The organism is Streptomyces sp. NPDC057307 (assembly GCF_042667665.1).
GTDB lineage: Bacteria > Actinomycetota > Actinomycetes > Streptomycetales > Streptomycetaceae > Streptomyces.
Window position 1 is genome coordinate 1 of record NZ_JBHUZM010000068.1, and the last position, 24,214, is coordinate 24,214.

Below are 24,214 nucleotides of genomic sequence, written 5' to 3' on the forward strand. Positions count from 1 at the left end.
CCGGTGGACCCACGCCGACCTGCGACCGCGGAGGCTGCGGAGAGTGCGGGGTGCCTGGCGGAGCAGCCGTTCAGTGGCTGGGACCGCGCCCGCCGCCACGTCCCTTGTCTTCCCGCCCGGGGTCGTCGAACTCGACCCGCTCCTTGCGGACGTCGGCCGAGACTTCCTTCTGCTCGGTCACCTTCTCCGTCTCCATCCGCACGCGCTCCACGGGGACGGCCTCCTTACGGACGACCGCCTCCTCGGCGTGCAGGATGACCTCGGCCTCGGCGTTCCCCATCGGGGAGCGGCCGATGGTGCGGTCGCCCGGCTTGATGGGCTCGCGCACGATACGGACCTCTTCGTGGGTGACCGGCACAGTGGTCGTGACGTTCTCGGTCACCACGACCTTCCGGAGCCGTGCCCGGCCGGACTCGTGCTCCTCGGTGCCGACCCGGAGCCGCTCCTCCGAGCGCACCATTTCGTCCTCGCCGCGACCGGTGGCGGGAGTGGGCGCGGCCTTGGCGGTGTCGGGCCGGCCGGTGGTGCCCGCCGGGGCCGTGGCGTCGGTCCTGCCCTGGGCACCATTGCCGCTCGTCGTGTCACGGCCCATCGTGCTGTCCTTGGCGGCCTTGCCGGGCGCCGGGCTCATGCCCGGTGCCCCGCTGCGCCCGGAGGGGCGGGTGAGGCCGTAGTGGTCGTACAGTTCCTGCTCCTGGCCGACGTCGAGGTGCTCGTCGGCGTCCATGCGGGGGGCGTCCTTGACCAGTTCCTTGGCGTGCGGGACCTGGAGGCCGTTCGCGTCGCGGGTGGCGCCCGCCAGCGGCACGAAGGACTCCTTCATCCCGAACATGCCGGTCTTGACTGTCACCCACTCGGCGCGGCCCGTCTCGTTGTCCAGGTACGCCTGCTCGACAGTGCCTATCTTCTCCCCGGCTGCGTCGTAGGCGGTCAGACCCGTGAGTTCACCCACGTGGTGGAAGACATCGTCGGCTGCCATCAGTGATCACTCCTTGGCGGCGAGCCGGCGGGGTCCGGTATCCCCGCGCGTCGGCGGACTCGCGTATCTCCATGCGGCACCTGCTGACGGCGGGCGGCAACCAGGGGAAACGCCCCTTTGACCCGTCCGGGGGACAAAGGGGCGCCGCACGCGCACTGCTGGGCTCCAGGCAAATCGGTGGCCGGATTCAGCCATTCGGGTGACCCCTCGTACGGAGCGCTGGCCCGTCCTCACGCGTTGTGCATGTACGACGACGGAAAGGAGCCTCCCACGATGCCGGCTGAGCCGATCACACCGACGACACCGATACCCGTACCGACAGTGGCAACGACCGTGGCAGCGACCGTGGCAGCGACAGCGCCGGACCGGTCAGCCGTCGGCCGCCGCCGTCCACACGGCGGTGTCAGGGGCGATCAGGTCCCCCGCCAGGCTGTCGCTGGCGAGCAGCACGGCGCCGTCCGGCAGTGGCAGGGACGTGTCGGAGAGGTTGATCCGGCATTCGAACCGGCCCTTGCGGAAGGCCAGTTCGCCGTCGCGGGCGGGCAGCCAGCCGAACGACTCGTCGCCGCGGAAGCGGGTGCGTACGGACAGAGCCGTGCGGTACAGCTCCAGGAAGGAGTCGGGCCGCCCCGCCTGGACGTCCACCGCGTGATCGCCCCAGCCGTCCGGCTGCGGGAGCCAGCTGCCGCCCGGCCCGAAGCCGTGACTGCTGCCGGAGCGGGTCCACGGCAGTGGAATGCGGCAGCCGTCGCGGCCCTTGGTGGTGCGTCCGGTCCGCTCCCACATGGGGTCGCGCAGCGCGTCGAGGGGCAGGTCGGAGACTTCGGGAAGGCCGAGTTCCTCACCCTGGTAGAGGTAGGCGCTGCCGGGCAGGGCGAGGGTCAGGAGCGCCGCGGCCCTGGCCCGCCGGTGCCCGAGGGCGTCGTCCGGCGCGGGGTCGGTGCCGCCGCCGGAGAGCCAGGCGCGGTAGTCGATGCCCTGGGGAAGGGCGTAGCGGGTCCGGTGGCGTACGACGTCGTGGTTGGAGAGCACCCAGGTGGGCAGGGTGCCGACCGCGCGGGCCCCGGTGAGGGAGGTGTCGATGACCTTCCGGAACTCCTCGGCGTCCCAGGGACAGCGCAGATGGAAGAAGTTGAACGCCTGGTGGAGCTCGTCGGGCCGGGTGTAGAGAGGCAGCCGGGCCGCGCTGACCCCCGCCTCGGCCACGGTGATCCGGGGAGGCGCGTAGGAGTCGATGATCTTGCGCCAGGTCCGGTATATGTCATGGACCTCGTCGCGGTCCCAGAAGGGGTGGTCCTCACCCTCGGGCGGGGAGTTGAGGGAGGCGGAGTCGCGTCCGCCGGTGTCCCGCAGGGGTTCCACGAGGTCCTTGCGCAGGCCGTGGGCCACGTCGATACGGAAGCCGTCGGCCCCGAGGTCGAGCCAGAAGCGCAGGATCCCCTCGAAGTCGGCGAGGACGTCCGAGTTCTCCCAGTTCAGATCGGGCTGCTCGGCGGAGAAGATGTGCATGTACCACTGGCCGTCCGGGACCCGTGTCCAGGCGCCGCCGCCGAATTTCGACTTCCAGTCGGCGGGCGGCAGGCTGCCGTCCGGGCCCCGCCCCTCGCGGAAGATGAAGCGGTCCCTGGCCGGTGAGCCGGGCGGTGAGGCGAGTGCTTCCACGAACCAGGGGTGCTGGTCGGAGCAGTGGTTGGGCACGACGTCGACGATGATCTTGAGGCCCAGGCCGTGGGCGCGCCGCACGAGGCCGCGGAAGTCGTCGAGGGTGCCGTGGCGGGGGTCGACGCCCCGGTAGTCGGAGACGTCGTAGCCGGCGTCGGTCCAGGGCGAGGGGTAGAAGGGCGTGAGCCACAGGGCGTCGACGCCGAGGCCGGCGAGGTGGTCGAGCCGGTCCGTGATCCCGCGCAGATCGCCGATCCCGTCGCCGTCCGCGTCGGCGAAGCTCGGGACGTACACCTGGTAGACGACGGCCTCGCGCCACCAGTCGGGGGCGGGCCGTGCCAGCTGGCCGCGGGTGGTGTCGAGGGTGTTCGGGATCACGGGTGCCTCTCGTACTGAACTTCGGACCGGTCGTGCGTGTTACGTGGGTGTTTCGCGCGACGCTTGGTGCGACACACGAAGGACACCCTTTCACCGCCCGGCCCGGGCTGAAGGTCACCCGTTCAGATGGTTATGGAAGGGATGTCTGAGGGACACACAGGGAGGTCCGAGGCGGGTGGGGGTACGGGGCGCGAGGTACGGGGCGCGCGGCGCGGGCGGTGAAAGCCGATCGCGCGGGTAGCGGATGACAGACGAAGTCGTCTCGCACCGGAGGAGAAAACCCATGACGTCCTCACTGATCGAAGCCGTCGACATCAAGGCACCCGTGGCCGTGAGCTGGTCGCTGTGGCAGGACGTCGAGCGCTGGCCTTCCTTCCTCAGCCACGTCAAGCACGTGGAACGCATCGACGACTCCCTGTTCGCCTGGCAGGTCTCCCTGCCGGGCGCGGACAAGAGCTTCGTGGCGGAGCTCACGGAGGTCGTCCCCGAGGACCGCATCGCCTGGCGGACCTCGGAGGGGGTGCACCACGCCGGGGTGGTCACCTTCCACCGGCTCAGCGACACGGAGAGCCGGGTGACGCTCCAGATCGAGTACGACCCGCAGGGCTTCGTGGAGCGTCTGGGCGCGCTCACCAATCTGGACTCGACGCTGGCCAACTACGACCTCGGTGAATTCCAGCGGATGGCCGAGCACGAGGCGGCGCTGCTCGACCCGTCGCCACACCGCCGCTGACCGCTCGGGCGGCGGCCGTCGGGTGTCCGGGCCCCGGCGGTCGCGCCGACGTCCGGGCGGCGGCGAACTCGCGCTGGACGACGCACCGTTCGCCCGACGCGGCGGCTGCGGGACGCCGGTGGCCGCCGAGGACGTTCGCCGCGCCTCCGCGCGTCGACCGGTCGAACCGCCGGGTCAGTCCGCCACGGGGGCCGGCGCCTGGTCCGGGGTGGTGGCGGCGGCCTGTCCCGCGTGGGTGTAGAAGACGGACTTGTTCTGCTTGCTGCGGTGGGCCTCGGACTTGGCGACGAGCTGCTCCAGCGCGTTCCGCACCACATTGACGTTGGAGTTGCGCCGCGGGTGGTCCGCGATCAGCTCGGCGGAGATCTCCGCGGCCGAGCGCGGCTCGCCGTGCGCGGCCAGCAGCGTGCCGAGCAAGTGGGCGAGGCTGGGCTGCCTCTCGGCCGCTCCGGCCTTCACGGAGGTCTTCGCGGGCACCTTCGCGGGCGTCTTCGCGGGAGCCTTCGCCCCTGACTTGGCCCCCGACTTGGCAGGGGCCTTCTCGGCGGCCTTGCCCGGCGTCCGCGTCCCGCCGGACCCGGCCGCTGCCTTCGCGGAGCGCTTCGCCGTCCGCGCCCCGGGCACCTTCGCGCTCCGCGCGGCGTCGGGCCCGGCCCCGTTGGCGAACACCCGCTGCACGCCGAGGAGCAGAGCGTGGTCCCGCTCCAGGGTCGCCAATTGGGCCTGGAACGCGTCGATCTCGGCGCGGAGACGTTTCTGCTCCGCCTCGTTGCGCTCCAGATCACCGGCGACCTGGACCTCGTACTGCGACTGGACGCTCGTGAACTCGGTGACGGCACTGCCGGACATGAATGGCTCGCTTCCTATGGATGGCATCTGCGTGGCATCCCCCGGTTGTTCGCGATGGTACTTCCGCCGGCGGGCCCGTCCCACAGCCGACCATCAGGTAACACCTTGCTGAACCATGCGTGGTTGCTGGGTGGGCCCGGGGGGCAAGTGCACCTTGAGCGGCGATCTCGTCGCGACAGTCGAACGAGAGTGAGGGCCGGGATGGGTGACATGTGGGTATTCGCGGTCGAGTCGGGCCATGTGCCGGGTATGGACCTCACCGGATACAGCGTCCATGCGACCGACGGAACGGTGGGCAGCGTGGACAGACAGTCCGAGGGCTCACCGTTCGAGCACCTGGTGGTGGACACCGGGATGTGGGTCTTCGGAAAGAGTCTTGTCATTCCCGCCGGGCTGGTCACTTCGATCGATCCGGCCGGGCGGGTGATTCGGGTCGGCTGTACGAAGTCGACCGTCAAGGGCGCTCCGGTGTTCGAGCGCGATCACGACACGCGCGACCCGGCCTACCTGGGCGGCCTGAGCACTTATTACACCTCTTTGGTTACCACTTCCTGATACCCCGTTACGCACCAGCGCCCCCGGCAGGACGCTGCCGGGGGCGCTGGTGGACACGTGGTGTCCCTGGGACGAGGTGTCCTAGGCGGGGACGATGTTCTCCGCCTGGGGGCCCTTCTGACCCTGCGTGACGTCGAACGTCACCTTCTGGCCCTCCTGGAGCTCACGGAAGCCCTGGGTGGCGATGTTGGAGTAGTGGGCGAAGACGTCGGGGCCTCCACCGTCCTGCTCAATGAAACCGAAGCCTTTTTCCGAGTTGAACCACTTGACGGTACCGCTGGCCATGTGTCCTCCAAAGGACTCATAACGGTCCCCGCACCGTGCGGGAACCGGAGGTGATCGCCCTGGTCCTCAGAGACGTTGAACAGCCGAATCGCCCGCGACTGTGATCACGGGCGACAAAGTACTTCGGAACCACGACAGCTAGAACTGACGCTACACGTCTCCTCGCTTCCAGACCACAGAAACGATCAAGCGTGACGCCCGACAACACCCGCACAGTGCAGTGATCGCGCGCCGCGCGCCGCGTTATGTCCCCCGGGAGAGGGAAGCGTCCACGAATGTCCCCTGCCCGCGTCGCGTGTCGGAACTGTCGGTAGGCTGCGTGGTGATGTTCACCCCACAGGGCCCCACCCTTCGCGAACTGACCGTGCAGGCGCTCTCGTCGACCGAGCGCGGCTACGACCTGCTCGCCCCGAAGTTCGATCTGACCCCTTTCCGCACCCCGGACAGCGTCCTGGACGCCGTGGCCGACGCTCTCGGAGCGCTCGGGCCCTTCCGTGCGGGACTCGACATCTGCTGCGGCACCGGGGCCGGCGTGGACGTGCTGCGGGAGGTGTGCGTCGAGCGGGTCACCGGGGTCGACTTCAGCGCCGGCATGCTCGCCACCGCCAGGGCCGCCCAGCTGCCCAAGGAGAGGGCGCACGAGGCCGGTTCCGACGGGGACCGTACGGGCGGGGACCGTACGGGCGGGGACCGTACGGGCGGGCCCGTCGTCGACTTCGTACGGGCCGACGCCCGCGCCCTTCCCTTCCGCGCCGCCTTCGACGTGGCCGTGAGCTTCGGCGCGTTCGGCCACTTCCTGCCCTCCGAGCGGCCAGCACTCTTCACCAGGGTCCGTGAAGTCCTGCGGCCCGGCGGTGCTTTCGTCTTCCCGGTGCCCGCGCCGCCGCGCGTCGGCTCGCGGCTGTACTGGACGCTCTGGGGCTTCGACGCGGCGATGCGGGCGCGCAACGCCGTGTGGCGGCCGCCCTTCGTCATGTACTACCGCACCTTCGGGCTCACCAGCGTGGTGGACGAGTTGACCCGTACGGGCTTCGAGGTGGATCTTGTCGCGCTCGACGGGCTGGGACGGCTGCCGGACGGAAGTCCGCGCTGTCGCATGGTGGTCGCGCGCCGGCCGTGAGGCGCCGGGCGGCGGCGTCCGGTGGAGGCCGGTGGAGGCCGGCGGAGGCCCGGCGCCGGTCAGGCCGTCCGTCCGGGTGCATCCGTACGGTGCCAGGCCCAGCCCAGCATGACGACGGACGCGAGCGCGGCGAAGGCGCACCAGGTCGAGACGAACTCCAGTCGCCAGATCACCGCGCAGACCACGGCTCCGACCGTGACCAGGACGCCGAGCAGCCGCACCGTCCGGTCGCCGGAGAGCAGCAGCGCCCCGATGGTCGCGAGGAGATAGCCGACCACGACGATCTCCGGCTGCGGCAGGTGGACGGCGTATCCGATGGTGTGGCCGCGGATCTCGGCCGTGACGTCCCGGGTGGCGAGGTAGTACGAGAGCGCGCCGGCGGTGACGACACCGGCGGCGACCGGCACGACGAGCCGGCGGCGGGACCCGGGCGGTGAGGCCAGCAGGACGGCCAGGGGGATCCAGAGCGCCAGCAGGGGCATCGCGATGACGGCCCAGGCCGTGGTGGCGGGCCCCTCACCGCCGCCCGCGTCCCAGACGAGGGCCTCGACGATCTGGTGGGCGCCGAGGAGCACGGGCAGCGCGGCGAGCGGCACATCGTGGACACGGCGTACGCGAGCGACGCAGACCACTCCGATCGCGCTGATACAGATACCGGCGGTGAGGTCGGCGGTCGCGCTCCAGCACATCGCGTCATCCAGGGACCGAAAGGGACGGTGATGATGTGATCACCGCATAGCGATCCTGATCGTACGATTTCGAGGAGCGTCCGAGCGGGTGACACGACGGCGGCTCGCGCTTCGGGGTTCGGGGGTTCGGGGTTCGGCGTGACAGGTGAGGTCGACAGACGCACGGAGGGCCGACGGCAGTCCGTCGGCCCTCCGTGGTGAAGAGGTGAAGCTGTCGCCGTTGTCAGATCCGGCCTCCGGTCAGCCGGGAGAGGGGTCCCCTCGGCTTGGCCGTCCGGCGCCCGAGGGCGAAGGCGCCCCCGGCCAGGCCGACGACACCGGCGGCGGCTCCCGCCGACACGGCCTTCCGGTGCTTGACGACGGTCCACGCGGTGGTGGCCCTGGTGGCCGCCTTGCCCGCCGTCGACACGACGGCCTGCCGGCCGCTCGCCCAGCCGGCGGTGGCGGCACGCTTTGTCGCCTCGCCGGCCGATCGCACACCCGCTTCGGCGGACTTCTCGGCCGCCCGCGCGGAGGATTTGGCCTTCGAGGCCGCGAGCGCCGAGTTCGTCCTGGCACGGTCCACGGCGTCTCCGGTGGTCCGGAGCCCCTTGGAGGTGGCCGACTCGATGCTCGAACCGACCTTCGCCGCCGTGCCGTTCGCGTTCCTGTTCGCTGCGCTGTCCTCATTCATGAGGTTCGTGTTGCCGCTCGACGTGCCCTGAAACACGGGGCCTCGGCCCGGCCCCGGGGTGTCAGGGCGAGACCCGCCTCAGATGGATCGCCGTACTGGCCCAGTCGCCCGCCGGCAGCTCCAGGGGCAGTCCGTGCTCCGTCAGTACGGTGGCGTGGTGCGACACCCCGGTCGCCACGTCCCGGTAGACCGCCGCCGGGTCGAGTGCGGCGAGGCGGACGGGCAGCTCGGGCCTTCCCCGGCGCGGCGCCCGCTGCCAGGCGAGCACCAGGGTCTCCGCCCGGTCGGGCGACGTGTACTGCACGACCGTGGGCCCGTCGTCCACGGGCGCCCGCAGCCGGTGCTGGACACCGTGCTGCACCAGATGACGGACCTGCTTGTACGCGCCCACGAACCCGGCCGCCTCGGCGAGTTCCTCGTCCGACCAGTGGGTGAGGTCACCGCCGACGGCCAGTATCCCGGCCGTCGCGACATGGAAGCGGAAGGCCAACGGCACGGTCCGCGCGGTGAGTTCGTTGGGCACGTCGGTCACCCAGGCGGCCATGGTCGACGCCGGGTAGAGCTGGCTGTAGCCGTGCTGGATGCCGATCCGGTCGGCCGCGTCGGTGTTGTCGGACGGCCACGCCTGATCCGTACGGGACAGGATGCCGAGGTCGACGCGCCCGCCGCCGCCGCTGCACGCCTCGATGCGCAGCCGGGGGTGGTCGGCGCGCAGCCGGTCGACGACGCGGTAGAGGTTGTGCACGTACGCGCTCCACAGCCGGTCGTCACCGTCGGGGCCGTCTCCGGGGCCGACCTCGCTGAAGGACCGGTTCATGTCCCACTTGAGGAAGTCGATGCCGTTGTCGGCGACGAGCGCGGTGAGCCACCCGTACGCCCAGTCGGCGACGTCGTCCCGGGCGAAGTTGAGGACGAGCTGGTTGCGCAGTTCGGTGCGCGTGCGGTGCGGGAAGTGCAGGATCCAGTCGGGGTGCGCGCGGTAGAGGTCGCTGTCGGCGTTGACCATCTCCGGTTCGACCCAGAGGCCGAAGAGCATGCCGAGCCGGTGCACCTCGTCGGCCAGTGGTGCGAGGCCCTTCGGGAAGCGGTCGGGTGACGGCGTCCAGTCGCCCAGTCCGGCCCGGTCGCTGCGCCGGGCGCCGAACCAGCCGTCGTCCATCACGTACAGCTCGGCCCCCAGTTCGGCGGCCCGCGCCGCGAGGGTCAGCTGACGGTTCTCGTCTATGTCGAAGCCGGTGGCTTCCCAGGAGTTGTAGAGCACGGGGCGGATCTCGTCGGGGTGCGGCAGGACGTGCGCGCGGATGTACGTGTGCCAGGCCCGGCTCGCCGCGCCGAAGCCGCCCTCGGTGTACAGCCCGGCGAAGCGGGGTGTGGTGTGTGTCCGGCCGGGGCCCAGGCGCAGGGTCGTGGAGTCGTGCCCCGCGCCGCCGGTGAAGCCGGCTCGGCCGTCGGAGGTGCGCTGGGCGGTGATGCGCCAGCTGCCGCTCCAGGCGAGCGCGGCGCTCCACACCTGGCCGTGGTCCTCGCTCGCGGTGCCGTCGTCCAGCATGACCCACGGGTTGAGGTGGTGGCTGGATATGCCTCGTCTGCTGGTCAGTACGGTCTCGCCGAACGGCAGTGTCTCGCGTCGGAGTTGGGTCTCGGCGGCCCACTGTCCCGTGACATGGCCGAGCCGGTAGTCGGCGCGCGGCGGCAGGGTCCAGGCCGCCGAGTCGGCGCGCAGCACGACGATGTCGGTGTCGGTGCCGGTGTTGCGCAGGGTCGTCCAGCGTTCGACCACGTCGCTGTCGTCGTACACGCGGTAGTGCAGACCGATGCCGAGCGGGTAGTGCCGGTCGCGGAAGTCGAGGTCCAACTCGGTGGCCCCGTCGGGGGTTTCGCGGATGTGGTGGCCGACGGGCTCCCATTCGACGGCGCGGGTGCCGTCGGCGAACCGGACCTGGAGCGAGGGCACGCCGTAGCGGGCGCCGCCGTCGACGGGCAGTTCCTCGCCGACCGGCGGACGGCCCTCGAAGCTGCTGATCTCACGGTCCGCCGGGTGGGCCCGCGCGGCGACCTCCGCCGCCTCGTCGAGGGTCAGCCTGCCGCCCCACGCCACATGACAGGGCGCTCCGCTGCTGTCGATCCGCACCGCGTAGGAGGTGTTCGGGGTGTTGATCAGCCACAGGGCGGCGTCCGGTGCGCAGGAGATCTGGGGCATGGAGATCCTTACGTTCAGGGGCAGCACTGTGACGGCAGGTAGCCAATCCCGACCTTTGATCCGCTGTCAAGTGCCGTGCTTCAATAAACTTTTCCCTGGAGAGGAGATGATCAACTTCTACTTCGCAGGGTTCCTGCTTTTTTTATTGACAGAGGAAATTAACTCACCTACGTTTCCGGCCATGTCAACGACCGACCAGGTGGAGGCGTTTCCGGCGGCCACCCCCGCCGCCTCCTTGGTCTTCACCACCGTGCTCTCCCAGGGCCCGCTGTCCCGTGTGGAGCTGTCCCGGCGCACCGGCCTCTCGTCGGCCGCCGTGACCAAGGCCGTACGCCCGCTGATGGCGGCCGGCTACTTCGTCGAGGCCGCCGACGACAGCGCGCCGCCGGCCGTCGGACGGCCCGCCAACCCGGTCCGGGTGGACGGCGGCAGGGCCCTGTTCATCGGTGTGAAGGTGACGGCCGACGAGGTGATCGCGGTCCTCGCGGACCTGTGCTGCCGGATCCGGCTGGCCCGCCACGTACCGCTCACCGATCGTGAGCCGGGTGCCGTGATCGCCGTGATCGCCGAGCTGACGGCCGAGTTGCGGACGGAGGCCGAGGGCTTCGGGGTCCAGGTGCAGGGTCTCGCGGTCGCCGTGTCCGGTGATGTGGACCGGGCGGCCGGAGCCGTCCGCTACTCGCCGTTCCTCGACTGGCGGGACATCGCCCTCGCCGAACTCACGGCGGCGGCGACCGGGCTGCCGACCACGGTGGACAACGACGTGCGGGCGCTGACGGTCGCCGAGCAGTGGTTCGGCGCCGGGGTGGGACTCTCCAACTTCGCCCTGGTCACCGTCGGCGCCGGTATCGGCTGCGGACTCGTCGTCAACGGGAGCGTGGTCTCCGGGGCGCACGGGGTGGCCGGGGAGATCGGGCATCTGTCCATCGACCCGCGAGGGCCGCTGTGCCACTGCGGCAACCTCGGCTGTGTCGAGGCGATCGCCTCGGACTCGGCCATCGTGCGCCGTATCCAGCGCGACACGGGCGAGCCGCTGGCCGGACCGGCACAGGCGCTCGAACTGGCCCACGGTGGCAGCCCGGTGGCCCGTGAGGCGTACGCGGACGCGGGCGCGGCGATCGGCCGGGCGATCGGCACCGTGGTGAATCTGCTCGGCCCCGAGCGCGTGATCATCTCGGGCGAAGGACTCGCGGCGTACGACCTGTTCGCCGCCCAGATCAAGGAAGCGTTCTCCGCGACCGCTTTCAGTACCGCCGATCAGTGCGACGTGGTCACACGTCCGCTGCCGTTCGAGGAGTGGGCGCGCGGGGCCGCGGCCACCGCGATTCAGACCTTCATCGGGTCCGACACCTTCCAGGAGAAGCGATGACTCAGCAGAGCCGCATACCCGCAGCCGGTGGTCCGAGACGACGCAGCGTCGTCAACGGACTGATGGGAGTGGGAGCGGTCGCTCTCGCCGGGCCCACCCTGGCGGCGTGCGGCGGCGGCCCTCCCGCCGCCGACCCGAAGACCGTGACGTTCGGTTCCAACGGCGCCGACGCCACGCCCAAGAAGGCGTACGCGGCGGTGACCAAGGCCTTCACCCAGGAATCCGAGCTGAAGGTCAAGACCAACACGGTCGACCACGACACCTTCCAGAAGAGCATCTCCAGCTATCTGCAGGGCACCCCCGACGACACGTTCACCTGGTTCGCCGGCTACCGGATGCAGTACTTCGCGGAGAAGAAGCTGGCCAGTCCGGTCGACGAGGTGTGGGAGACCATCGGCTCCGGGTTCAGCGAGGCCGCGAAGCAGCTCTCCAAGGGCGCGGACGGCAAGTACTACTTCGTACCGCTGTACAACTACCCGTGGGCCGTCTTCTACCGCAAGAGCGTCTTCCAGGAGCGCGGCTACACGGCGCCGACCACATGGGCGCAGTTCGTCGCCCTGGCGAAGAAGATGAAGAAGGACGGGCTCTCGCCCATCGCGTCCGGTTACGGCGGCGGCGACAGCTGGTCCATCCTCGGTGCCTTCGACTATCTGAATCTGCGCGCCAACGGCTACGACTTCCACATGGAGTTGATGCGCGGCGATGTCGCGTGGAGCGACCGGCGCATGAGCACCGTGCTCGACCTGTGGCGTGAACTCGCCCCGTACTACCAGTCGGGCGCCGGCGGGCGCTCGTGGCAGGACGCGGCCCAGTCGCTGCTCGACAAGAAGTCCGGCATGGCCGTCATCGGCCTCTTCCTCGGCCAGCAGATCACCGACACGGCGCTGCGCGAGGACATCGACTTCTTCCCGTTCCCCGAGATCGACCCGGCGCACGGCATGGACACGGTCGAGGCGCCGACCGACGGATTCATGCTCAGCCGCAAGCCCAAGAACGCCGAAGGCGCCCGGAAGTTCCTCGAATTCCTGGGCAGCCCCGAGGCGGAGGGCATCTACATGGGCGTCGACCCGAGCAACGTCGCCGTCCACAGCAAGGCCGACACCAGCAAGTACAACGCGCTGCAGAAGAAGTCGGCCGAGCTGATCGGCGCCGCCAAGCACATCACCCAGTTCGGCGACCGGGACAGCGACCCGGGGTTCATCTCCACCGTCGTGCTGCCCGGTCTGACGCAGTGGCTCGGCCACCCGGACGACGGGGCGGCCACGCTGAAGAAGATCGAGTCGCAGCGCTCGCGCTTCTTCTCCGGCTGAGCCGGTCCCGACGCCGGAGACCCGCTCCCGCGAAGCCCGAGACCCGTCACACCCGAGCCGCCGCCCCGTCGACCCGCCTGAGGGACGCCCACCCCTATGACTTCCACACTCGAAGCACCGGAGGAACCGGTCACGCCGGCCCCGCCCGCCGTACCGGCCCGCCGGCGCAGGCCGCGCCGGCTCGGCCTGCGCGACCGGCTGTTCCTCGGCGTCATCGTCGGTATACCCCTGCTGGCCCTGCTGGTCTTCGTCTGGCTGCCCGCGCTCGCCTCGTTCGCGCTCTCCTTCACCAGTTGGGACGGCATCTCGCTGTCCGACATCGACTGGATCGGCTGGGACAACTACCGCGAGATCTTCACCAATTACCCGCCGTTCTGGCCGGCGGTCCAGCACAACGTCATCTGGCTGCTGTTCACCGCGCTGCTGCCCACGCCGTTCGGGATCTTCCTCGCGTACCAGCTCGACCGGAAGATCCGCTTCACCCGGATCTACCAGACCGCGATCTTCCTGCCCATGGTGCTGTCCCTCGCGGTGGTCGGGCTGATCTGGGAGATCATCTACAACCCGGACAACGGTCTGCTGAACGGCATCATCGGTGCCGCGTCGCCCGGTACCCACATCGACTGGCTCGGCGATCCCGACCTCAATCTGTGGGCCGTGCTCGTCGCGTCCGCGTGGCGGCACACCGGCTACATCATGATCCTCTATCTGGCCGGGCTCAAAGGCTTCGACCCCGCGCTCAAGGAGGCCGCCGCGCTCGACGGCGCCAACGGCCGGCAGACGTTCCTGCGCGTGGTCTTCCCCGCGCTGAAGCCGGTCAACATCGTCATCCTCGTCGTCACGGCGATGGAGTCGCTGCGCGCCTTCGACATCGTGTACGTCCTCGGCGGCGGCATCGGCAGCAAGCCCGGCATGGAGCTGCTCTCGCTCCTGATCACCGACAACATCGTCGGCGAGACCAGCCACATCGGCTACGGCTCGGCCATCGCGGTGATCATGCTGCTGGTCTCGCTGACCGCCATCTGCACCTTCCTCGTACAGAACTTCCGCAAGGACAAGGAGGAGGCGTGACCGCGACAGCCACACCTCCGGCCGCCCGGCGACGGGCCCCGCAGGACACACCTCCCGGCAAGCGCTCACGCCCACGCCGCCAGATCGGCCGTCATCTCTTCCTGGCCGGTATCTCCCTGCTGTGGCTGGTCCCGCTGCTGTGGGCGATGTACACCTCGCTGCGGCCGTACGAGGACACGGCCCAGAACGGGTATCTGTCCTGGCCCCGCAGTCTGAGCCTGGACAACTTCACCGACGCCTGGGCGCAGTCGGGTCTCGCGCACTTCTTCTGGAACTCGGTGCTCGTCACCGTGCCCGCCGTGCTCGGCACCCTGTTCTTCTCGGCCGCGGTCGCCTTCTACGTGTCGCGCTTCGACTTCCGCTGGAACATCGCACTGCTGATGCTGTTCACCGCGGGCAATCTGCTCCCCGCCCAGGTGCTCATCACCCCGCTGTACCGGCTGTATCTCCAGTGGAACCTGCCCGGTTGGATGAGCGACTCGTTCCTGCTCTACAACTCCTACTGGGGCATCATCGTCATCCATATCGCCTACCAGTGCGGCTTCTGCACCTTCGTGCTGAGCAACTACATGAAGACGATCCCCAAGGAGATCACCGAGGCCGCGCTCGTGGACGGCGCGCCCGTGTGGCGGCAGTTCTTCCAGATCGTGCTGCCGCTGTGCCGGCCGGCGTTCGCCGCGCTCGCGACACTGGAGTCGATCTGGATCTACAACGACTTCTTCTGGCCGCTCGTGCTGATCGAGACCGGTGACAAGCGTCCCGTCACCTCCGCGCTCGCCAGCCTGGAGGGGCAGTACTTCACCAATCCCAACCTCATCGCGGCCGGTGCGCTGATGACCGCGATTCCCACGCTGATCGTGTACTTCGCGCTCCAGCGCCAGTTCATCAGCGGTCTGACGATCGGCGCGGGCAAGTAGCCCGTACCCGCTCCCGGCGCGGGCGAGCAGCCCGTGTCCGGCCCGTACCACCCCCGCACCTCCCCTTCAGAGAAAGCAGGAGGCTCCCTCCCATGCGCCCACCCGCTCGCAACGTCGCGAGAACCCTGCGCGCCGCGCTCGTCCTCGCCGTCACCGCCGGCCTGGCGGTCGCCGTACCGACCACCGCCCAGGCCCAACTCCCCGACCGGGTAACCGATCAGTCGATCGATCAGGCAGCCGCACCGGCGACCTCGGCGCGGAGCGCCGTCGCCGAGAAGCCGTACATGGGCTGGAGCAGCTGGAGCCTCCAGACCACGTCGTACCCGGGGGTGAACCCCAACGGCAGCTACAGCTATCTCACCGAAGCCAATGTGAACAAGCAGACGGACGCGCTGGCCTCCAAGCTCAAGAAGTACGGCTACGAGTACGTCAACATCGACGCCGGCTGGTGGCGCGGCTGGGACTGGACCCCGGAGTTCGACGAGTACGGGCGGCAGAAGACCAACACGGAGCGCTTCCCCAGCGGCATGAAGGCGGTCGCCGACCGGATTCACGGCAAGGGTCTCAAGGCCGGTATCTACCTTCCCGTGGGCCTGGAGAAGGAGGGGTACGGCGAGGGCAAGCTGAAGATCTGGAACACCGACGACTGCACCACCGGCGACATCGTCCACAGCGATCTGCGGACGACGAACGGCTGGGACAGCTCGTACAAGATCGACTTCTCGAAGCCGTGCGCGCAGAAGTACGTCGACTCGCAGGCCCAGCTCATCGCCGACTGGGGCTACGACTTCCTGAAGCTCGACGGTGTGGGCCCCGGCTCCTTCAAGAGCGGCGACAACTACGACAACCGCACGGACGTCGCCGCCTGGCAGAAGGCCATCAAGAACACCGGGCGGGCCATCCACCTGGAGATCTCGTGGTCGCTCGACATCAACTACGCCAAGGACTGGCAGGCCACGTCCAACGGCTGGCGCGTCGACACGGACGTCGAGTGCTACTGCAACACCCTGGTGTCGTGGGAGAACTCGGTCGAGGACCGGTGGCGTGACACGCCCGGCTGGACCCGCTACGCCGGGCCCGGCGGCTGGAACGACCTGGACGCGATCAATGTCGGCAACGCCGCGATGAGCGGTCTGACCAAGGCCGAGCGGCAGAGCTACATGACGCTGTGGGCGGTCGCCAAGTCGCCGCTGTACAGCGGCGACGACCTCACCAAGATCGACGACTACGGCCTGTCGCTGATGACCAACCGTGACGTGCTGAAGATCAACCAGCAGCCGGGGAAGCCCGCCAAGCCCGTCACCTCGGTCGGCGACGAGCAGGTCTGGGCGTCCGAGAACCCCGACGGCGGCTACACCGTGGCCCTGTTCAACCAGGGTGACTCGGCATCGCCGGTGACCGCCGACTGGGCGGCCCTCGGCTTCACCGGCCAGGCGTCGGTACGCGACGTGTGGAACCGCGAGAGCCTCGGCCGGCACAAGGACGGCATCACCCAGGCCGTACCGGCGCACGGCTCGCGGCTGTTCACCGTCACCCCGCAGGGGCCGGACCTGCGGACGACCGCGTACGAGGCGGAGTCCCCGGACAACGTCCTGACCGGCTCGGCGTCCGTCGCCGACTGCGACGAGTGCTCGGGCACGAAGAAGGTCGGCAACCTCTACGTCGGCGGCAAGGTCCAGTTCACGGACGTCGTCGTCGAGAAGGCCGGCCGCTATCTGGTCAAGGTCGCCTACAACTCGGGCGACCCGCGATCGATCGGTGTCTCGGCCAATGGCAAGACGCCGGTCCCGACGGCCTTCCCGGCCACCGGCGGCTGGCAGGCGGTCGACTCGATCAGCGTGCCGGTCACGCTGAAGGCGGGCAGCAACACCATCGCCTTCGACAGCGGCGACGGCTACTCGCCTGACATCGACAAGATCGACGTACCGCGCGTCTGATCCCGGCGCCTCACGAGTACGGCCGGGGGCGTGCCCTCACCGGCGCGCCCCCGGCCTGTCTCTCCCCGTACCTCCTGTTCCGCAGGTCCGCAGGAATGGAGTTGTCCCGTGAACGATCAGCACCCGCACCCCCCTGCCCCGTCCGAGACCGGCCCGACCCGGCGTCGCGCGCTCACGCTCGCCGCCGGCGCCGCCACACTCACCGCGCTCGGCGCACTGCCCGCCTTCGCCGCCTCCGCGCCGCCGAAGCGCCCGGCCGTCTCCCCCATGCTCGCCGAGGGCGAGGGGTCGACCACCCGGATGTGGTACCGCGCACCGGCCGGGAGGACGACGATGCTCGAACGGGCCCTGCCGGTCGGCAACGGCCGGCTCGGCGCGCTCGTCGGCAACGACCCCGGGCAGGAACTCCTCTTCGTCTCCGACGCCACGATGTGGACCGGCGGAATCAACGACAAGCTGGAGGCGGACGGCCAATTCCCCTACGGCCGGGCCGACTTCGGCAGCTTCACCCAGCTTGCTCATGTGACGGTCGACATCCCGGACCACGATCTCGGCTCGGTCAACGACTTCCGCCGCGAACTCGACATCGACCAGGGCCTGGTCACCTCCCGCTATGTCCGGTCGGGCGTCAGCTACGAGCGCCGCGTCTTCGCCAGCCACCCGGACGACGCGATCGTCGTCCACTTCACCCAGCGCGGCGGCGGCCACTACACGGGCACGATCTCCCTCGACGGCACCCATGACGAGAAGACATCGGCGGACGCGAAGAAGGACAGCCTGTTCTTCGGCGCGGAGTTCGCCAACGGACTGCGGTACGGCGCGGCCGTCACCGCGCACAGCCGGAGCGGTTCGGTCACCACGAGCGGCTCGCGGATCGTCTTCACCCGGTGCGCCGACCTGACCGTCGTCATCAGCGGTGGATCGAACTACGCCCCCGACCACACCACCGGCTACCGCGCCCCCGGCCTCGATCCGGTCGCCCTCGCCCGGACCAAGGTCCAGGACGCCGTACGCCACTCCCCCACCACACTGCTGCACACCCATGTCGCCGACTACCGGGACCAGTTCGACGGGATGAGCATCTCGCTGGGGCCCTCCACGGGCGAGCAGCGCGCGCTCGACACCTGGGAGCGGCTGAAGCACCGTACGCAGCAGGACGTGCCCGATCCCGAACTTGAGGCGCTGTACCTCCAGTTCGGCCGCTATCTGATGATCAGCAGCTCGCGGGACGGTCTGCCGGTCGCCCTCCAGGGTCCGTGGCTGGACGGCAACGACCCCGACTGGATGGGCGACTACCACACCGACATCAACATCCAGATGAACTACTGGATGGCCGACCGCACCGCGCTCTCGCGCAACTTCGACGCGTTCACCGACTACTGCCTCGCGCAGCTGCCGGTCTGGTCGGAGCTGACCCAGGCGCACTTCAACGATCCGCGCAACCGGTTCCGCAACTCCTCCGGAAAGATCGCCGGCTGGACCGTGGCGTACTCGACGAACATCTACGGCGGACTCGGCTGGTGGTGGCACCCGCCGGGCAACGCCTGGCTGTGCAACACGCTGTGGGAGCACTACCAGTACACGCAGGACCGGGAGTTCGTGAAGAAGATCTACGCGATGCTCAAGGGCGCCTGCGAGTTCTGGGAGGCCCGGCTGGTGACCATGACGGTCACGGACGCTTCGAGCGGTGAGAAGCGCGAAGTCCTCGTCGCGGACAACGACTGGTCGCCGGAGCACGGCCCGCAGGACGCGAAGGGCATCACCTACGCGCAGGAGGTGGTCCGCGACCTGTTCATCAACTTCCGCGAGGCAGCCGAACTCCTCGGCAGGGACGCCGCGTTCGCCAAGACCGTGGCCGGGCTGCAGGAACGGCTGTACCTGCCCGAGGTCAGCCCGAAGACCGGCTGGCTCCAGGAGTGGATGTCGCCCGACAACCTCGGCGAGACGACGCACCGTCATCTCTCGCCGCTGATCAGCCTGTTCCCCGGCGACCGGATCCGCCCAGGCGACTCACCCGCGGAACTGGTGAAGGGCGCCACCGAACTCCTCACCGCCCGCGGGATGGAGAGCTTCGGCTGGGCCAACTCGTGGCGCGCCCTGTGCTGGGCGCGGCTGAAGCACGCGGACAACGCGTACGAGCTGGTCGTCAACAATCTGCGGCCGTCCGTCGACGGCAGCAACGGCACCGCGATGAACCTCTTCGACATCTACGAGGTCGAGAAGGGCCGCGGGATCTTCCAGATCGAGTCCAACTTCGGTACTCCCGCCGCGATGATCGAGATGCTGCTCTACTCGCGGCCCGGCCATATCGAGCTGCTTCCGGCGCTGCCCGCCGCCTGGGCCCGGTCCGGTTCGGTCACCGGCATCGGCGCGCGCGGCGGTTTCGTCGTCGATCTGAGCTGGCGTGACGGGAAGGTCCGCGAGGCGAAGATCCGCAGTGTCGGCGGGCGCAGGACGAAGGTCACGGCCGGCGGCGTCTCGCACGACGTGGACGTGCGCTCCGGGAGAACCGTCACGCTGCGGAACTTCGGATGAGCGGGGCCGTACGCCGCGGACTGGTCTGTGTCCTGGCCCTCGCCGCGACCTTCCTCGTGCCCGCGTACGCTCCGCCCGCCACGGCCGACACGGGCGGCACGGGCGCGTCGGCCGCCACGGCCGCCGCCTCGGCCGTTCCTCCCCCGCCCGCGAAGTCCGTCGTCACCTGGGCGTCGAGCGCGGACCGGATGGGCGAGGCGGCCGGCGACCGGAGTTACCGGCTGGTCGTACGGACGAGCGTGGGCGGCACGGACCTGCGTGTCCGGGTCTCCAACGCGTTCGGGGACCGGCCCCTGGTCATCGGCAGCGCGTACGCCGGGCTCCGCGAGAGCGGCGCCCGGCTGCGCCCCGGCAGCAACAGGAAGCTCGCCTTCGACGGGTCCGCGTCCGTCACCCTGGCGCCGGGCGAGATCCGCTACAGCGACCCGCTGCCCGGCAGGATCGCGCCGATGAGCGATCTGGCCGTCAGTCTGTACGTTCGCGACACTGGCGGGCCCGCCACCGGGCACGGGATGGCTCTCGCGACGTCGTACGCCACCAGCGGGAACCACGCCGCGGAGGAGCGGGACAGCGCGTACACGGAGCGGCTGGGGTCGTGGTTCTACCTCGACGCGGTCACCGTGGACGCGGACCGCGGCGCCGGCGCCGTCGTGACGCTCGGGGACTCCATCACGGACGGCTGGCAGTCCAGTACGGACAAGAACCTGCGCTGGCCGGACTTTCTGGCCCGCCGGCTGCACGCTTCCTCCGGCAGCACCGTGAAGGGCGTGGCGAACGCGGGGATCTCGGGCAACCAGGTCCTGGCGGACGGCGCGGCGCAGAGCGCGCTCAAGCGGCTCGACCGCGACGTGCTGTCGCTGCCGGGTGTGCGGACGGTCGTGCTGTTCGAGGGCGTCAACGACATCAAGTCCCATTCCGGGGTCACGGCGGCGTCCCTGACGGCGGGTTACCGCGAGATCATCGACCGGTCGCACGCGGCCGGACTGTGTGTCGTCGGTGCCACCGTCATGCCGTTCAAGGGCTGGTCGGAGTGGGACGCCGAGGGTGAGGCCGTACGCACCGAGGTGAACGAGTGGATCCGCACCGGCGGGGCGGTCGACGCGGTCGTGGACTTCGACAAGGTCGTGCGCAGCCCGTACGACGCCGAGCGGATCCTGCCCACGTTCGACAACGGCGACCATCTGCATCCCAACGACAAGGGCATGCAGGCGATGGCCGACGCGGTCGCTCTGAAGTCCCTGGAATGCGACCGCTGACGGCCACTCAGTCGGTGAGGTCGTTCGCGAGGAGGTCCATCAGGAGTCCGTCGTGCCAGGTCCCGTCGGGACCGCGCTCGTAGTCCCGCATGATCCCGACGGGCCGGAAGCCGGCCTTGCCGTAGCACCTGATCGCCGCGGCGTTGTCGGCGGCCGGATCGATCACGACACGGTGGTGACCGAGGTCCTCGATGAGGTGCCTGGCCAGGGTCCGTACGGCGTCGGTCCCCACTCCGCGGCCGTGCGCCGCGGGGTCGACGTAGATGTCGATGTTCGCGTGCCGGTAGTCGGGGTCCTCCTCGGCGCCCCACTGGACGGCGCCGACGGTGGCGCCGTCCACCTCGATCACCAGTGAGGTGAGACCGGGTTCGTCGAGATCCTCGGTCACGGCCGCGAGCAGGTCGTCACCACCGCGCCACGTCGCGTAGACCTCGGGCGTGGCGCGAATGGTGGCGAGTGCGGGGATGTCGTCGGGGACGGCAGGGCGCAGGAGCACGAGAGCGCCCTTCAGTGTCTTCTCCATGGGAGCACGCTAATAGATCAGTGGTTCGAACTTCGCGGATCCAGGTAGTGACGTTCGGTTCAGAACGCGCCCAGGTCCGACGACACCCAACGCTGGGGCCGCATCCGGAAGACGACCTGCTCGCCGTGGTCGCCGCTCGCCATGGCGACGTAGCCGTCGACCTTGTCGGCGGGCAGATAGCGGGACGCCAGCTCCACGATGTGGTCCCGGGTGCCGGGGATCCGCTCCGTCACCGGGCCCTCGACGGAGACGTACCGCACCGTGGGGGCCGTCCGCTCGACCAGCAGCGTGAACCGGCCCGCCGCCTCGATCAGCTTGTCCTTGCGGGAGTCTGCGCCCGTCAGGATCCAGATGTCGCCGCCCGGCGCGTACTGGTACCAGACGGGGACGACGAGCGGCGCCCGGTCCGCCGAGCCGGAGTCGATGGCGATGGCCGCGACGTGCGGCTCGGCGAGAAACTGCTGGCGTTCTTCAACGTTCAGGGCCATGGGATGTCTCCTTCGCACCAAGTACGGGGGGTCTGTCCCACCCATGCCTACCAGCGGTGGTGGACTTCCGCACGGATCCGGCGGTCGTACAGCTCGCGCACGGCGTCCAGCGTGGTCTCCGAGAGCGGTGCGAGAGAGGCCGCGGCGGCGTTGGCCCGTGCCTGCTCGACGGAGCGGGCGCCCGGGATGACGGTGCTGACGCCGGGCTGCTGGATGATCCAGCGCAGCGCGGTCTGGGCCGGTGTGGCGCCTTCGGGGGCAAGGCCGGAGAACTCGGCGGCGGCCGCGAGCCCCGTGGCGTAGTCGATGCCGGAGAACGTCTCGCCCTGGTCGAACGCCTCGCCGTGCCGGTTGTAGCTGCGGTGGTCGTCGGCGGCGAAGACCGTGTCCTTCGTGTACTTGCCGGACAGCAGACCGGAGGCGAGCGGGACGCGCGCGACGATGCCGACCCCCGCCTCCCGGGCGGCGGGCAGCACCTCTTCGAGCGGCTTGAGCCGGAAGGGGTTGAGGATTATCTGTACGGAGGCGACGCCGGGCCTGGCGATGGCGGTCAGCGCCTCGGCGCACGTCTCGACGCTCACCGCGTAGGCCGCTGTCCGCTTCTCGGCGACCAGGGTGTCGAGCGCGTCGAAGACGGCGTCGGAGGAGTAGACGGCGGGCGGCGGGCAGTGCAGCTGGACCAGGTCCAGCGTGTCCACGCCGAGGTTGGCGCGTGAACGGTCGTTCCAGGCGCGGAAGTTGTCCAGGCTGTAGTTTTCGGGGCGCTGCTCGGCCCGGCGCCCCATCTTCGTCGCGACGAACACGTCGGCGTCCGGGCGGTTCTTCAGGAACCTGCCGATGAGCTGTTCGCTGCGGCCGTCGCCGTACACGTCCGCCGTGTCGAAGAACGTCACACCCGCTTCGAGCGCCGCGTCGAGGACGGCGAAGGCGTCGGCCTCGACGACATCACCCCAGTCGGCCCCCAGCTGCCATGTGCCCAGTCCGACGACGGACGCCTCTCGGCCCGTCCTGCCCAGTACGCGCTTCTCCATACGGGTGATGCTACGTCCGCCCGCCCGGCCCGATTCGGCGGGGCGGCCGGGGCCGCGCGGGCGAGGTCGGACATCCCCGCCAGGTGGTGCGGGGCGGGGCGCGGTCGCTACGGCGCCGTGCCCACCGAGAACACCGCGCCCGACGGGTCCGTGACCGCGGCCATCCGCGCGTACGGGGTGTCCTCGGGCTCGGTGGCCGAGCCGCCGGACTCCGTGGCGCGCGCGGCCACGGCATCGGCGTCGGCCACGGCGAACAGCGTGCCCCAGGCGGACGTGGCTACGTCGGTGCTGCCGATGATCCCGCCGATCTCGTGCCCGTCGGGACGGCGCAGGAAGGTGAAGTCGAGGTCCGGGACCTCGTCGTTGCCGTCCAGCGTGAAGCCGAACAGCGCCGTGTAGAAGGCGCGGGCCGGCTCGGGGTCGGGGGTGATCAGGTCGTTGCGGACCAGTGAGTCGGGCTCGTTCACGATCTCGCTGCCGAGCCGGGCGCGGCCCTGCCACAGACCGAACCGGGCGCCGACCGCGTCGAGGGCGACGGCCGTACGGGCGTGGTCTGCCAGGTCCGCCGGCACCTCGATCAGCCGGCCGCCCGCCTCGGTGACGCGCCGGGCGGTGTCGTCGCAGTCGTCGGTGGCGAAGTACATGGTCCACACGGCGGTGCTCCGGTCCGGGTCCGGGACGATCCCGGCGACGGGCCGGCCGCGCAGCAGACAGATCGTGCCGCCGGCGTCGCCGGTCGGGTACGGCTCGTACTCCCAGCCGAACAGCGCCTGGTAGAAGGGGAGCGCGCCCTCGCGGTCGGGGGTCCTCAGCTCGATCCAGGTGGGGGTGCCTTCGGGCTGGCTGCCGCTGAGAACGCTCATGGTGGGCTCCTTCGTGGGGCGTCGTGGCGAAGGCCCCAACGTAGGTGGCGTCTAGGACAGAAGATGTCCTAGAAACACCTGTGGATGAGCGGCGTCCACACGATCGGGCGCTCCATCATTCGGTCATGACACGCTCATCGGGGCGCCGCCCCCTCGGCCGGACGGTTCTCGCCGTCGTCGCCACCGTCGGTGCCGCGTGCACCCTCACCGGCTGCGTACCGGCCCCGCACGACACGGAGTCCGACGACGGGCGTACGGCCCGGACCGTGCGGCCCGCCCGGACCGCCGTGCTGCTGGGCGACACCGTGCTCGTCAACCATCCCGACGGTCACGACGAGGCGATGCTGGCCCTGGCCGTGACGGCCGTCGTCGACGAGGCGTCCAGGGTCGCGGGCGGTCGCGCCGGCACCGACGCCAAGGGCGGCGCGGATGCGGGTCCGGGTGTGGAGCGAGGCGCGCGTGCCGCCGCCGGCCGGAAGTGGGTCGCCGTTCTCGCCGAGGTGAGCAACGCGGGGGCGCGGCCGTACGGGCACGACGTGGCGCACAGCTTCACCGCCGTGGACACCCTCGGCCGGCGGCATGTACCGCTGCCCGCGTCCACCGATCTCACGGTGGGCCCCGTCATGACCTGGCCCGTGCCGCTCACCGCCGGCCGGTCGGCGCGTGGCTGGCTGGTCTTCGACCTGCCGGCGGAGGCGGTCCTGACCACGCTGGAGTTCGGCCGCACCCGGACGTCGGCGGCCTCGGCGGACTGGGCCCTGTGAGCGGAGCCGTACGGCGGCACGCCGCCG

The 24,214-nt window shown here is 70.1% G+C and carries 22 protein-coding genes; 11 read left to right on the forward strand and 11 right to left on the reverse strand.

The genetic code is table 11. The features are described from left to right. Positions 1–70: 70 nt before the first annotated feature. Together ACFUN8_RS22250 and ACFUN8_RS22255 are read right to left on the reverse strand one after the other, a co-directional pair. The gene (locus ACFUN8_RS22250; RefSeq protein WP_383640300.1) at positions 71–979 is read right to left on the reverse strand and encodes a DUF2382 domain-containing protein; all 909 of its coding nucleotides are present in this window, start codon (positions 977–979) and stop codon (positions 71–73) included. A 369-nt stretch (positions 980–1,348) separates the two neighbouring features. Beyond that, the gene (locus ACFUN8_RS22255; protein WP_383640303.1) at positions 1,349–3,019 is read right to left on the reverse strand and encodes a glycoside hydrolase family 13 protein; all 1,671 of its coding nucleotides are present in this window, start codon (positions 3,017–3,019) and stop codon (positions 1,349–1,351) included. Positions 3,020–3,302: 283 nt separating this feature from the next. Here ACFUN8_RS22255 and ACFUN8_RS22260 point away from each other — a divergent pair, with 283 nt between their 5' ends. Beyond that, positions 3,303–3,752, forward strand: coding sequence for an SRPBCC family protein (locus ACFUN8_RS22260; protein WP_383640307.1), 450 nt, complete (start codon positions 3,303–3,305; stop codon positions 3,750–3,752). A gap of 174 nt (positions 3,753–3,926) precedes the next feature. On the opposite strand, the gene ACFUN8_RS22265 is transcribed toward ACFUN8_RS22260, so the two are convergent. Continuing rightward, complete coding sequence (locus ACFUN8_RS22265) at positions 3,927–4,601, reverse strand: hypothetical protein (RefSeq protein ID WP_383640310.1); 675 nt, start codon at positions 4,599–4,601, stop codon at positions 3,927–3,929. A gap of 201 nt (positions 4,602–4,802) precedes the next feature. Here ACFUN8_RS22265 and ACFUN8_RS22270 point away from each other — a divergent pair, with 201 nt between their 5' ends. Further along, positions 4,803–5,156, forward strand: a complete 354-nt coding sequence (locus tag ACFUN8_RS22270; RefSeq protein WP_382571224.1) for a PRC-barrel domain containing protein — start codon at positions 4,803–4,805, stop codon at positions 5,154–5,156. A gap of 81 nt (positions 5,157–5,237) precedes the next feature. On the opposite strand, the gene ACFUN8_RS22275 is transcribed toward ACFUN8_RS22270, so the two are convergent. Further along, on the reverse strand, positions 5,238–5,441 hold the full coding sequence (locus ACFUN8_RS22275) for a cold-shock protein (protein ID WP_107014974.1): 204 nt from the start codon (positions 5,439–5,441) through the stop codon (positions 5,238–5,240). A gap of 325 nt (positions 5,442–5,766) precedes the next feature. On the opposite strand from ACFUN8_RS22275, the gene ACFUN8_RS22280 reads away from it, so the two are divergent. Beyond that, on the forward strand, positions 5,767–6,561 hold the full coding sequence (locus tag ACFUN8_RS22280; RefSeq protein ID WP_383640314.1) for a class I SAM-dependent methyltransferase: 795 nt from the start codon (positions 5,767–5,769) through the stop codon (positions 6,559–6,561). Between the two features lie 59 nt (positions 6,562–6,620). Here the strand turns inward: ACFUN8_RS22280 and ACFUN8_RS22285 are convergent, their stop codons facing one another. From ACFUN8_RS22285 to ACFUN8_RS22295, 3 genes are all read right to left on the reverse strand, one after another. After that, the gene (locus tag ACFUN8_RS22285; RefSeq protein ID WP_383640317.1) at positions 6,621–7,250 is read right to left on the reverse strand and encodes a DUF6629 family protein; all 630 of its coding nucleotides are present in this window, start codon (positions 7,248–7,250) and stop codon (positions 6,621–6,623) included. Between the two features lie 223 nt (positions 7,251–7,473). Continuing rightward, complete coding sequence (locus ACFUN8_RS22290) at positions 7,474–7,923, reverse strand: hypothetical protein (protein ID WP_383640320.1); 450 nt, start codon at positions 7,921–7,923, stop codon at positions 7,474–7,476. A gap of 61 nt (positions 7,924–7,984) precedes the next feature. Beyond that, on the reverse strand, positions 7,985–10,123 hold the full coding sequence (locus tag ACFUN8_RS22295) for an alpha-galactosidase (protein WP_383640323.1): 2,139 nt from the start codon (positions 10,121–10,123) through the stop codon (positions 7,985–7,987). A gap of 181 nt (positions 10,124–10,304) precedes the next feature. Between ACFUN8_RS22295 and ACFUN8_RS22300 the strand changes: the two genes are divergently transcribed. The 7 genes from ACFUN8_RS22300 (at position 10,305) to ACFUN8_RS22330 (ending at position 20,518) form a co-directional block, all read left to right on the forward strand. Further along, entirely contained in the window at positions 10,305–11,492 is a 1,188-nt protein-coding gene (locus ACFUN8_RS22300; protein WP_383640327.1) for an ROK family protein, read from the forward strand. Next, on the forward strand, positions 11,489–12,802 hold the full coding sequence (locus tag ACFUN8_RS22305; protein ID WP_383640330.1) for an ABC transporter substrate-binding protein: 1,314 nt from the start codon (positions 11,489–11,491) through the stop codon (positions 12,800–12,802). The genes ACFUN8_RS22300 and ACFUN8_RS22305 overlap by 4 nt, the downstream gene beginning before the upstream one ends. Before the next feature lie 96 nt (positions 12,803–12,898). Further along, on the forward strand, positions 12,899–13,873 hold the full coding sequence (locus tag ACFUN8_RS22310; RefSeq protein ID WP_383640333.1) for a carbohydrate ABC transporter permease: 975 nt from the start codon (positions 12,899–12,901) through the stop codon (positions 13,871–13,873). Continuing rightward, entirely contained in the window at positions 13,870–14,790 is a 921-nt protein-coding gene (locus ACFUN8_RS22315; protein WP_383640336.1) for a carbohydrate ABC transporter permease, read from the forward strand. The genes ACFUN8_RS22310 and ACFUN8_RS22315 overlap by 4 nt, the downstream gene beginning before the upstream one ends. Before the next feature lie 92 nt (positions 14,791–14,882). Beyond that, entirely contained in the window at positions 14,883–16,727 is a 1,845-nt protein-coding gene (locus ACFUN8_RS22320; RefSeq protein ID WP_383640339.1) for an alpha-galactosidase D, read from the forward strand. Positions 16,728–16,835: 108 nt separating this feature from the next. Next, positions 16,836–19,262 carry a glycoside hydrolase N-terminal domain-containing protein gene (locus ACFUN8_RS22325; protein ID WP_383640342.1) on the forward strand — a complete coding sequence of 809 codons (2,427 nt, stop codon included), beginning with the start codon at positions 16,836–16,838 and terminating at the stop codon, positions 19,260–19,262. Then, positions 19,259–20,518 (forward strand): SGNH/GDSL hydrolase family protein, encoded by a 1,260-nt coding sequence (locus tag ACFUN8_RS22330; protein WP_383640345.1) that lies wholly within the window; start codon positions 19,259–19,261, stop codon positions 20,516–20,518. Before ACFUN8_RS22325 ends, ACFUN8_RS22330 begins: the two co-directional genes overlap by 4 nt. Positions 20,519–20,525: 7 nt before the next feature. Here ACFUN8_RS22330 and ACFUN8_RS22335 read toward each other — a convergent pair whose 3' ends face one another. The 4 genes from ACFUN8_RS22335 to ACFUN8_RS22350 form a co-directional block, all read right to left on the reverse strand. Then, complete coding sequence (locus tag ACFUN8_RS22335) at positions 20,526–21,041, reverse strand: GNAT family N-acetyltransferase (protein ID WP_383640348.1); 516 nt, start codon at positions 21,039–21,041, stop codon at positions 20,526–20,528. 59 nt (positions 21,042–21,100) lie between these two features. Continuing rightward, positions 21,101–21,529: a pyridoxamine 5'-phosphate oxidase family protein gene (locus ACFUN8_RS22340; protein ID WP_383640351.1), complete on the reverse strand. Its 429-nt coding sequence runs from the start codon at positions 21,527–21,529 to the stop codon at positions 21,101–21,103. A gap of 47 nt (positions 21,530–21,576) precedes the next feature. Continuing rightward, positions 21,577–22,560 (reverse strand): aldo/keto reductase, encoded by a 984-nt coding sequence (locus ACFUN8_RS22345; RefSeq protein WP_383640354.1) that lies wholly within the window; start codon positions 22,558–22,560, stop codon positions 21,577–21,579. Between the two features lie 107 nt (positions 22,561–22,667). Continuing rightward, positions 22,668–23,423, reverse strand: a complete 756-nt coding sequence (locus tag ACFUN8_RS22350; RefSeq protein ID WP_383640357.1) for a VOC family protein — start codon at positions 23,421–23,423, stop codon at positions 22,668–22,670. A 125-nt stretch (positions 23,424–23,548) separates the two neighbouring features. On the opposite strand from ACFUN8_RS22350, the gene ACFUN8_RS22355 reads away from it, so the two are divergent. Next, the gene (locus ACFUN8_RS22355) at positions 23,549–24,187 is read left to right on the forward strand and encodes a hypothetical protein (RefSeq protein ID WP_383640360.1); all 639 of its coding nucleotides are present in this window, start codon (positions 23,549–23,551) and stop codon (positions 24,185–24,187) included. Positions 24,188–24,214: the final 27 nt, after the last annotated feature.

What these genes read in the sequence shown, in the direction of transcription:
- ACFUN8_RS22290 (WP_383640320.1), bottom strand. Translation starts at nt 7,923, where the DNA reads ATGAATGAGGACAGCGCAGCGAACAGGAACGCGAACGGCACGGCGGCG.
- ACFUN8_RS22340 (WP_383640351.1), bottom strand. Translation starts at nt 21,529, where the DNA reads ATGGCCCTGAACGTTGAAGAACGCCAGCAGTTTCTCGCCGAGCCGCAC.
- ACFUN8_RS22305 (WP_383640330.1), top strand. Translation starts at nt 11,489, where the DNA reads ATGACTCAGCAGAGCCGCATACCCGCAGCCGGTGGTCCGAGACGACGC.
- ACFUN8_RS22310 (WP_383640333.1), top strand. Translation starts at nt 12,899, where the DNA reads ATGACTTCCACACTCGAAGCACCGGAGGAACCGGTCACGCCGGCCCCG.
- ACFUN8_RS22295 (WP_383640323.1), bottom strand. Translation starts at nt 10,123, where the DNA reads ATGCCCCAGATCTCCTGCGCACCGGACGCCGCCCTGTGGCTGATCAAC.
- ACFUN8_RS22330 (WP_383640345.1), top strand. Translation starts at nt 19,259, where the DNA reads ATGAGCGGGGCCGTACGCCGCGGACTGGTCTGTGTCCTGGCCCTCGCC.
- ACFUN8_RS22345 (WP_383640354.1), bottom strand. Translation starts at nt 22,560, where the DNA reads ATGGAGAAGCGCGTACTGGGCAGGACGGGCCGAGAGGCGTCCGTCGTC.
- ACFUN8_RS22270 (WP_382571224.1), top strand. Translation starts at nt 4,803, where the DNA reads ATGGGTGACATGTGGGTATTCGCGGTCGAGTCGGGCCATGTGCCGGGT.
- ACFUN8_RS22350 (WP_383640357.1), bottom strand. Translation starts at nt 23,423, where the DNA reads ATGAGCGTTCTCAGCGGCAGCCAGCCCGAAGGCACCCCCACCTGGATC.
- ACFUN8_RS22250 (WP_383640300.1), bottom strand. Translation starts at nt 979, where the DNA reads ATGGCAGCCGACGATGTCTTCCACCACGTGGGTGAACTCACGGGTCTG.
- ACFUN8_RS22335 (WP_383640348.1), bottom strand. Translation starts at nt 21,041, where the DNA reads ATGGAGAAGACACTGAAGGGCGCTCTCGTGCTCCTGCGCCCTGCCGTC.
- ACFUN8_RS22355 (WP_383640360.1), top strand. Translation starts at nt 23,549, where the DNA reads ATGACACGCTCATCGGGGCGCCGCCCCCTCGGCCGGACGGTTCTCGCC.
- ACFUN8_RS22285 (WP_383640317.1), bottom strand. Translation starts at nt 7,250, where the DNA reads ATGTGCTGGAGCGCGACCGCCGACCTCACCGCCGGTATCTGTATCAGC.
- ACFUN8_RS22265 (WP_383640310.1), bottom strand. Translation starts at nt 4,601, where the DNA reads ATGTCCGGCAGTGCCGTCACCGAGTTCACGAGCGTCCAGTCGCAGTAC.
- ACFUN8_RS22280 (WP_383640314.1), top strand. Translation starts at nt 5,767, where the DNA reads ATGTTCACCCCACAGGGCCCCACCCTTCGCGAACTGACCGTGCAGGCG.
- ACFUN8_RS22300 (WP_383640327.1), top strand. Translation starts at nt 10,305, where the DNA reads ATGTCAACGACCGACCAGGTGGAGGCGTTTCCGGCGGCCACCCCCGCC.
- ACFUN8_RS22320 (WP_383640339.1), top strand. Translation starts at nt 14,883, where the DNA reads ATGCGCCCACCCGCTCGCAACGTCGCGAGAACCCTGCGCGCCGCGCTC.
- ACFUN8_RS22275 (WP_107014974.1), bottom strand. Translation starts at nt 5,441, where the DNA reads ATGGCCAGCGGTACCGTCAAGTGGTTCAACTCGGAAAAAGGCTTCGGT.
- ACFUN8_RS22260 (WP_383640307.1), top strand. Translation starts at nt 3,303, where the DNA reads ATGACGTCCTCACTGATCGAAGCCGTCGACATCAAGGCACCCGTGGCC.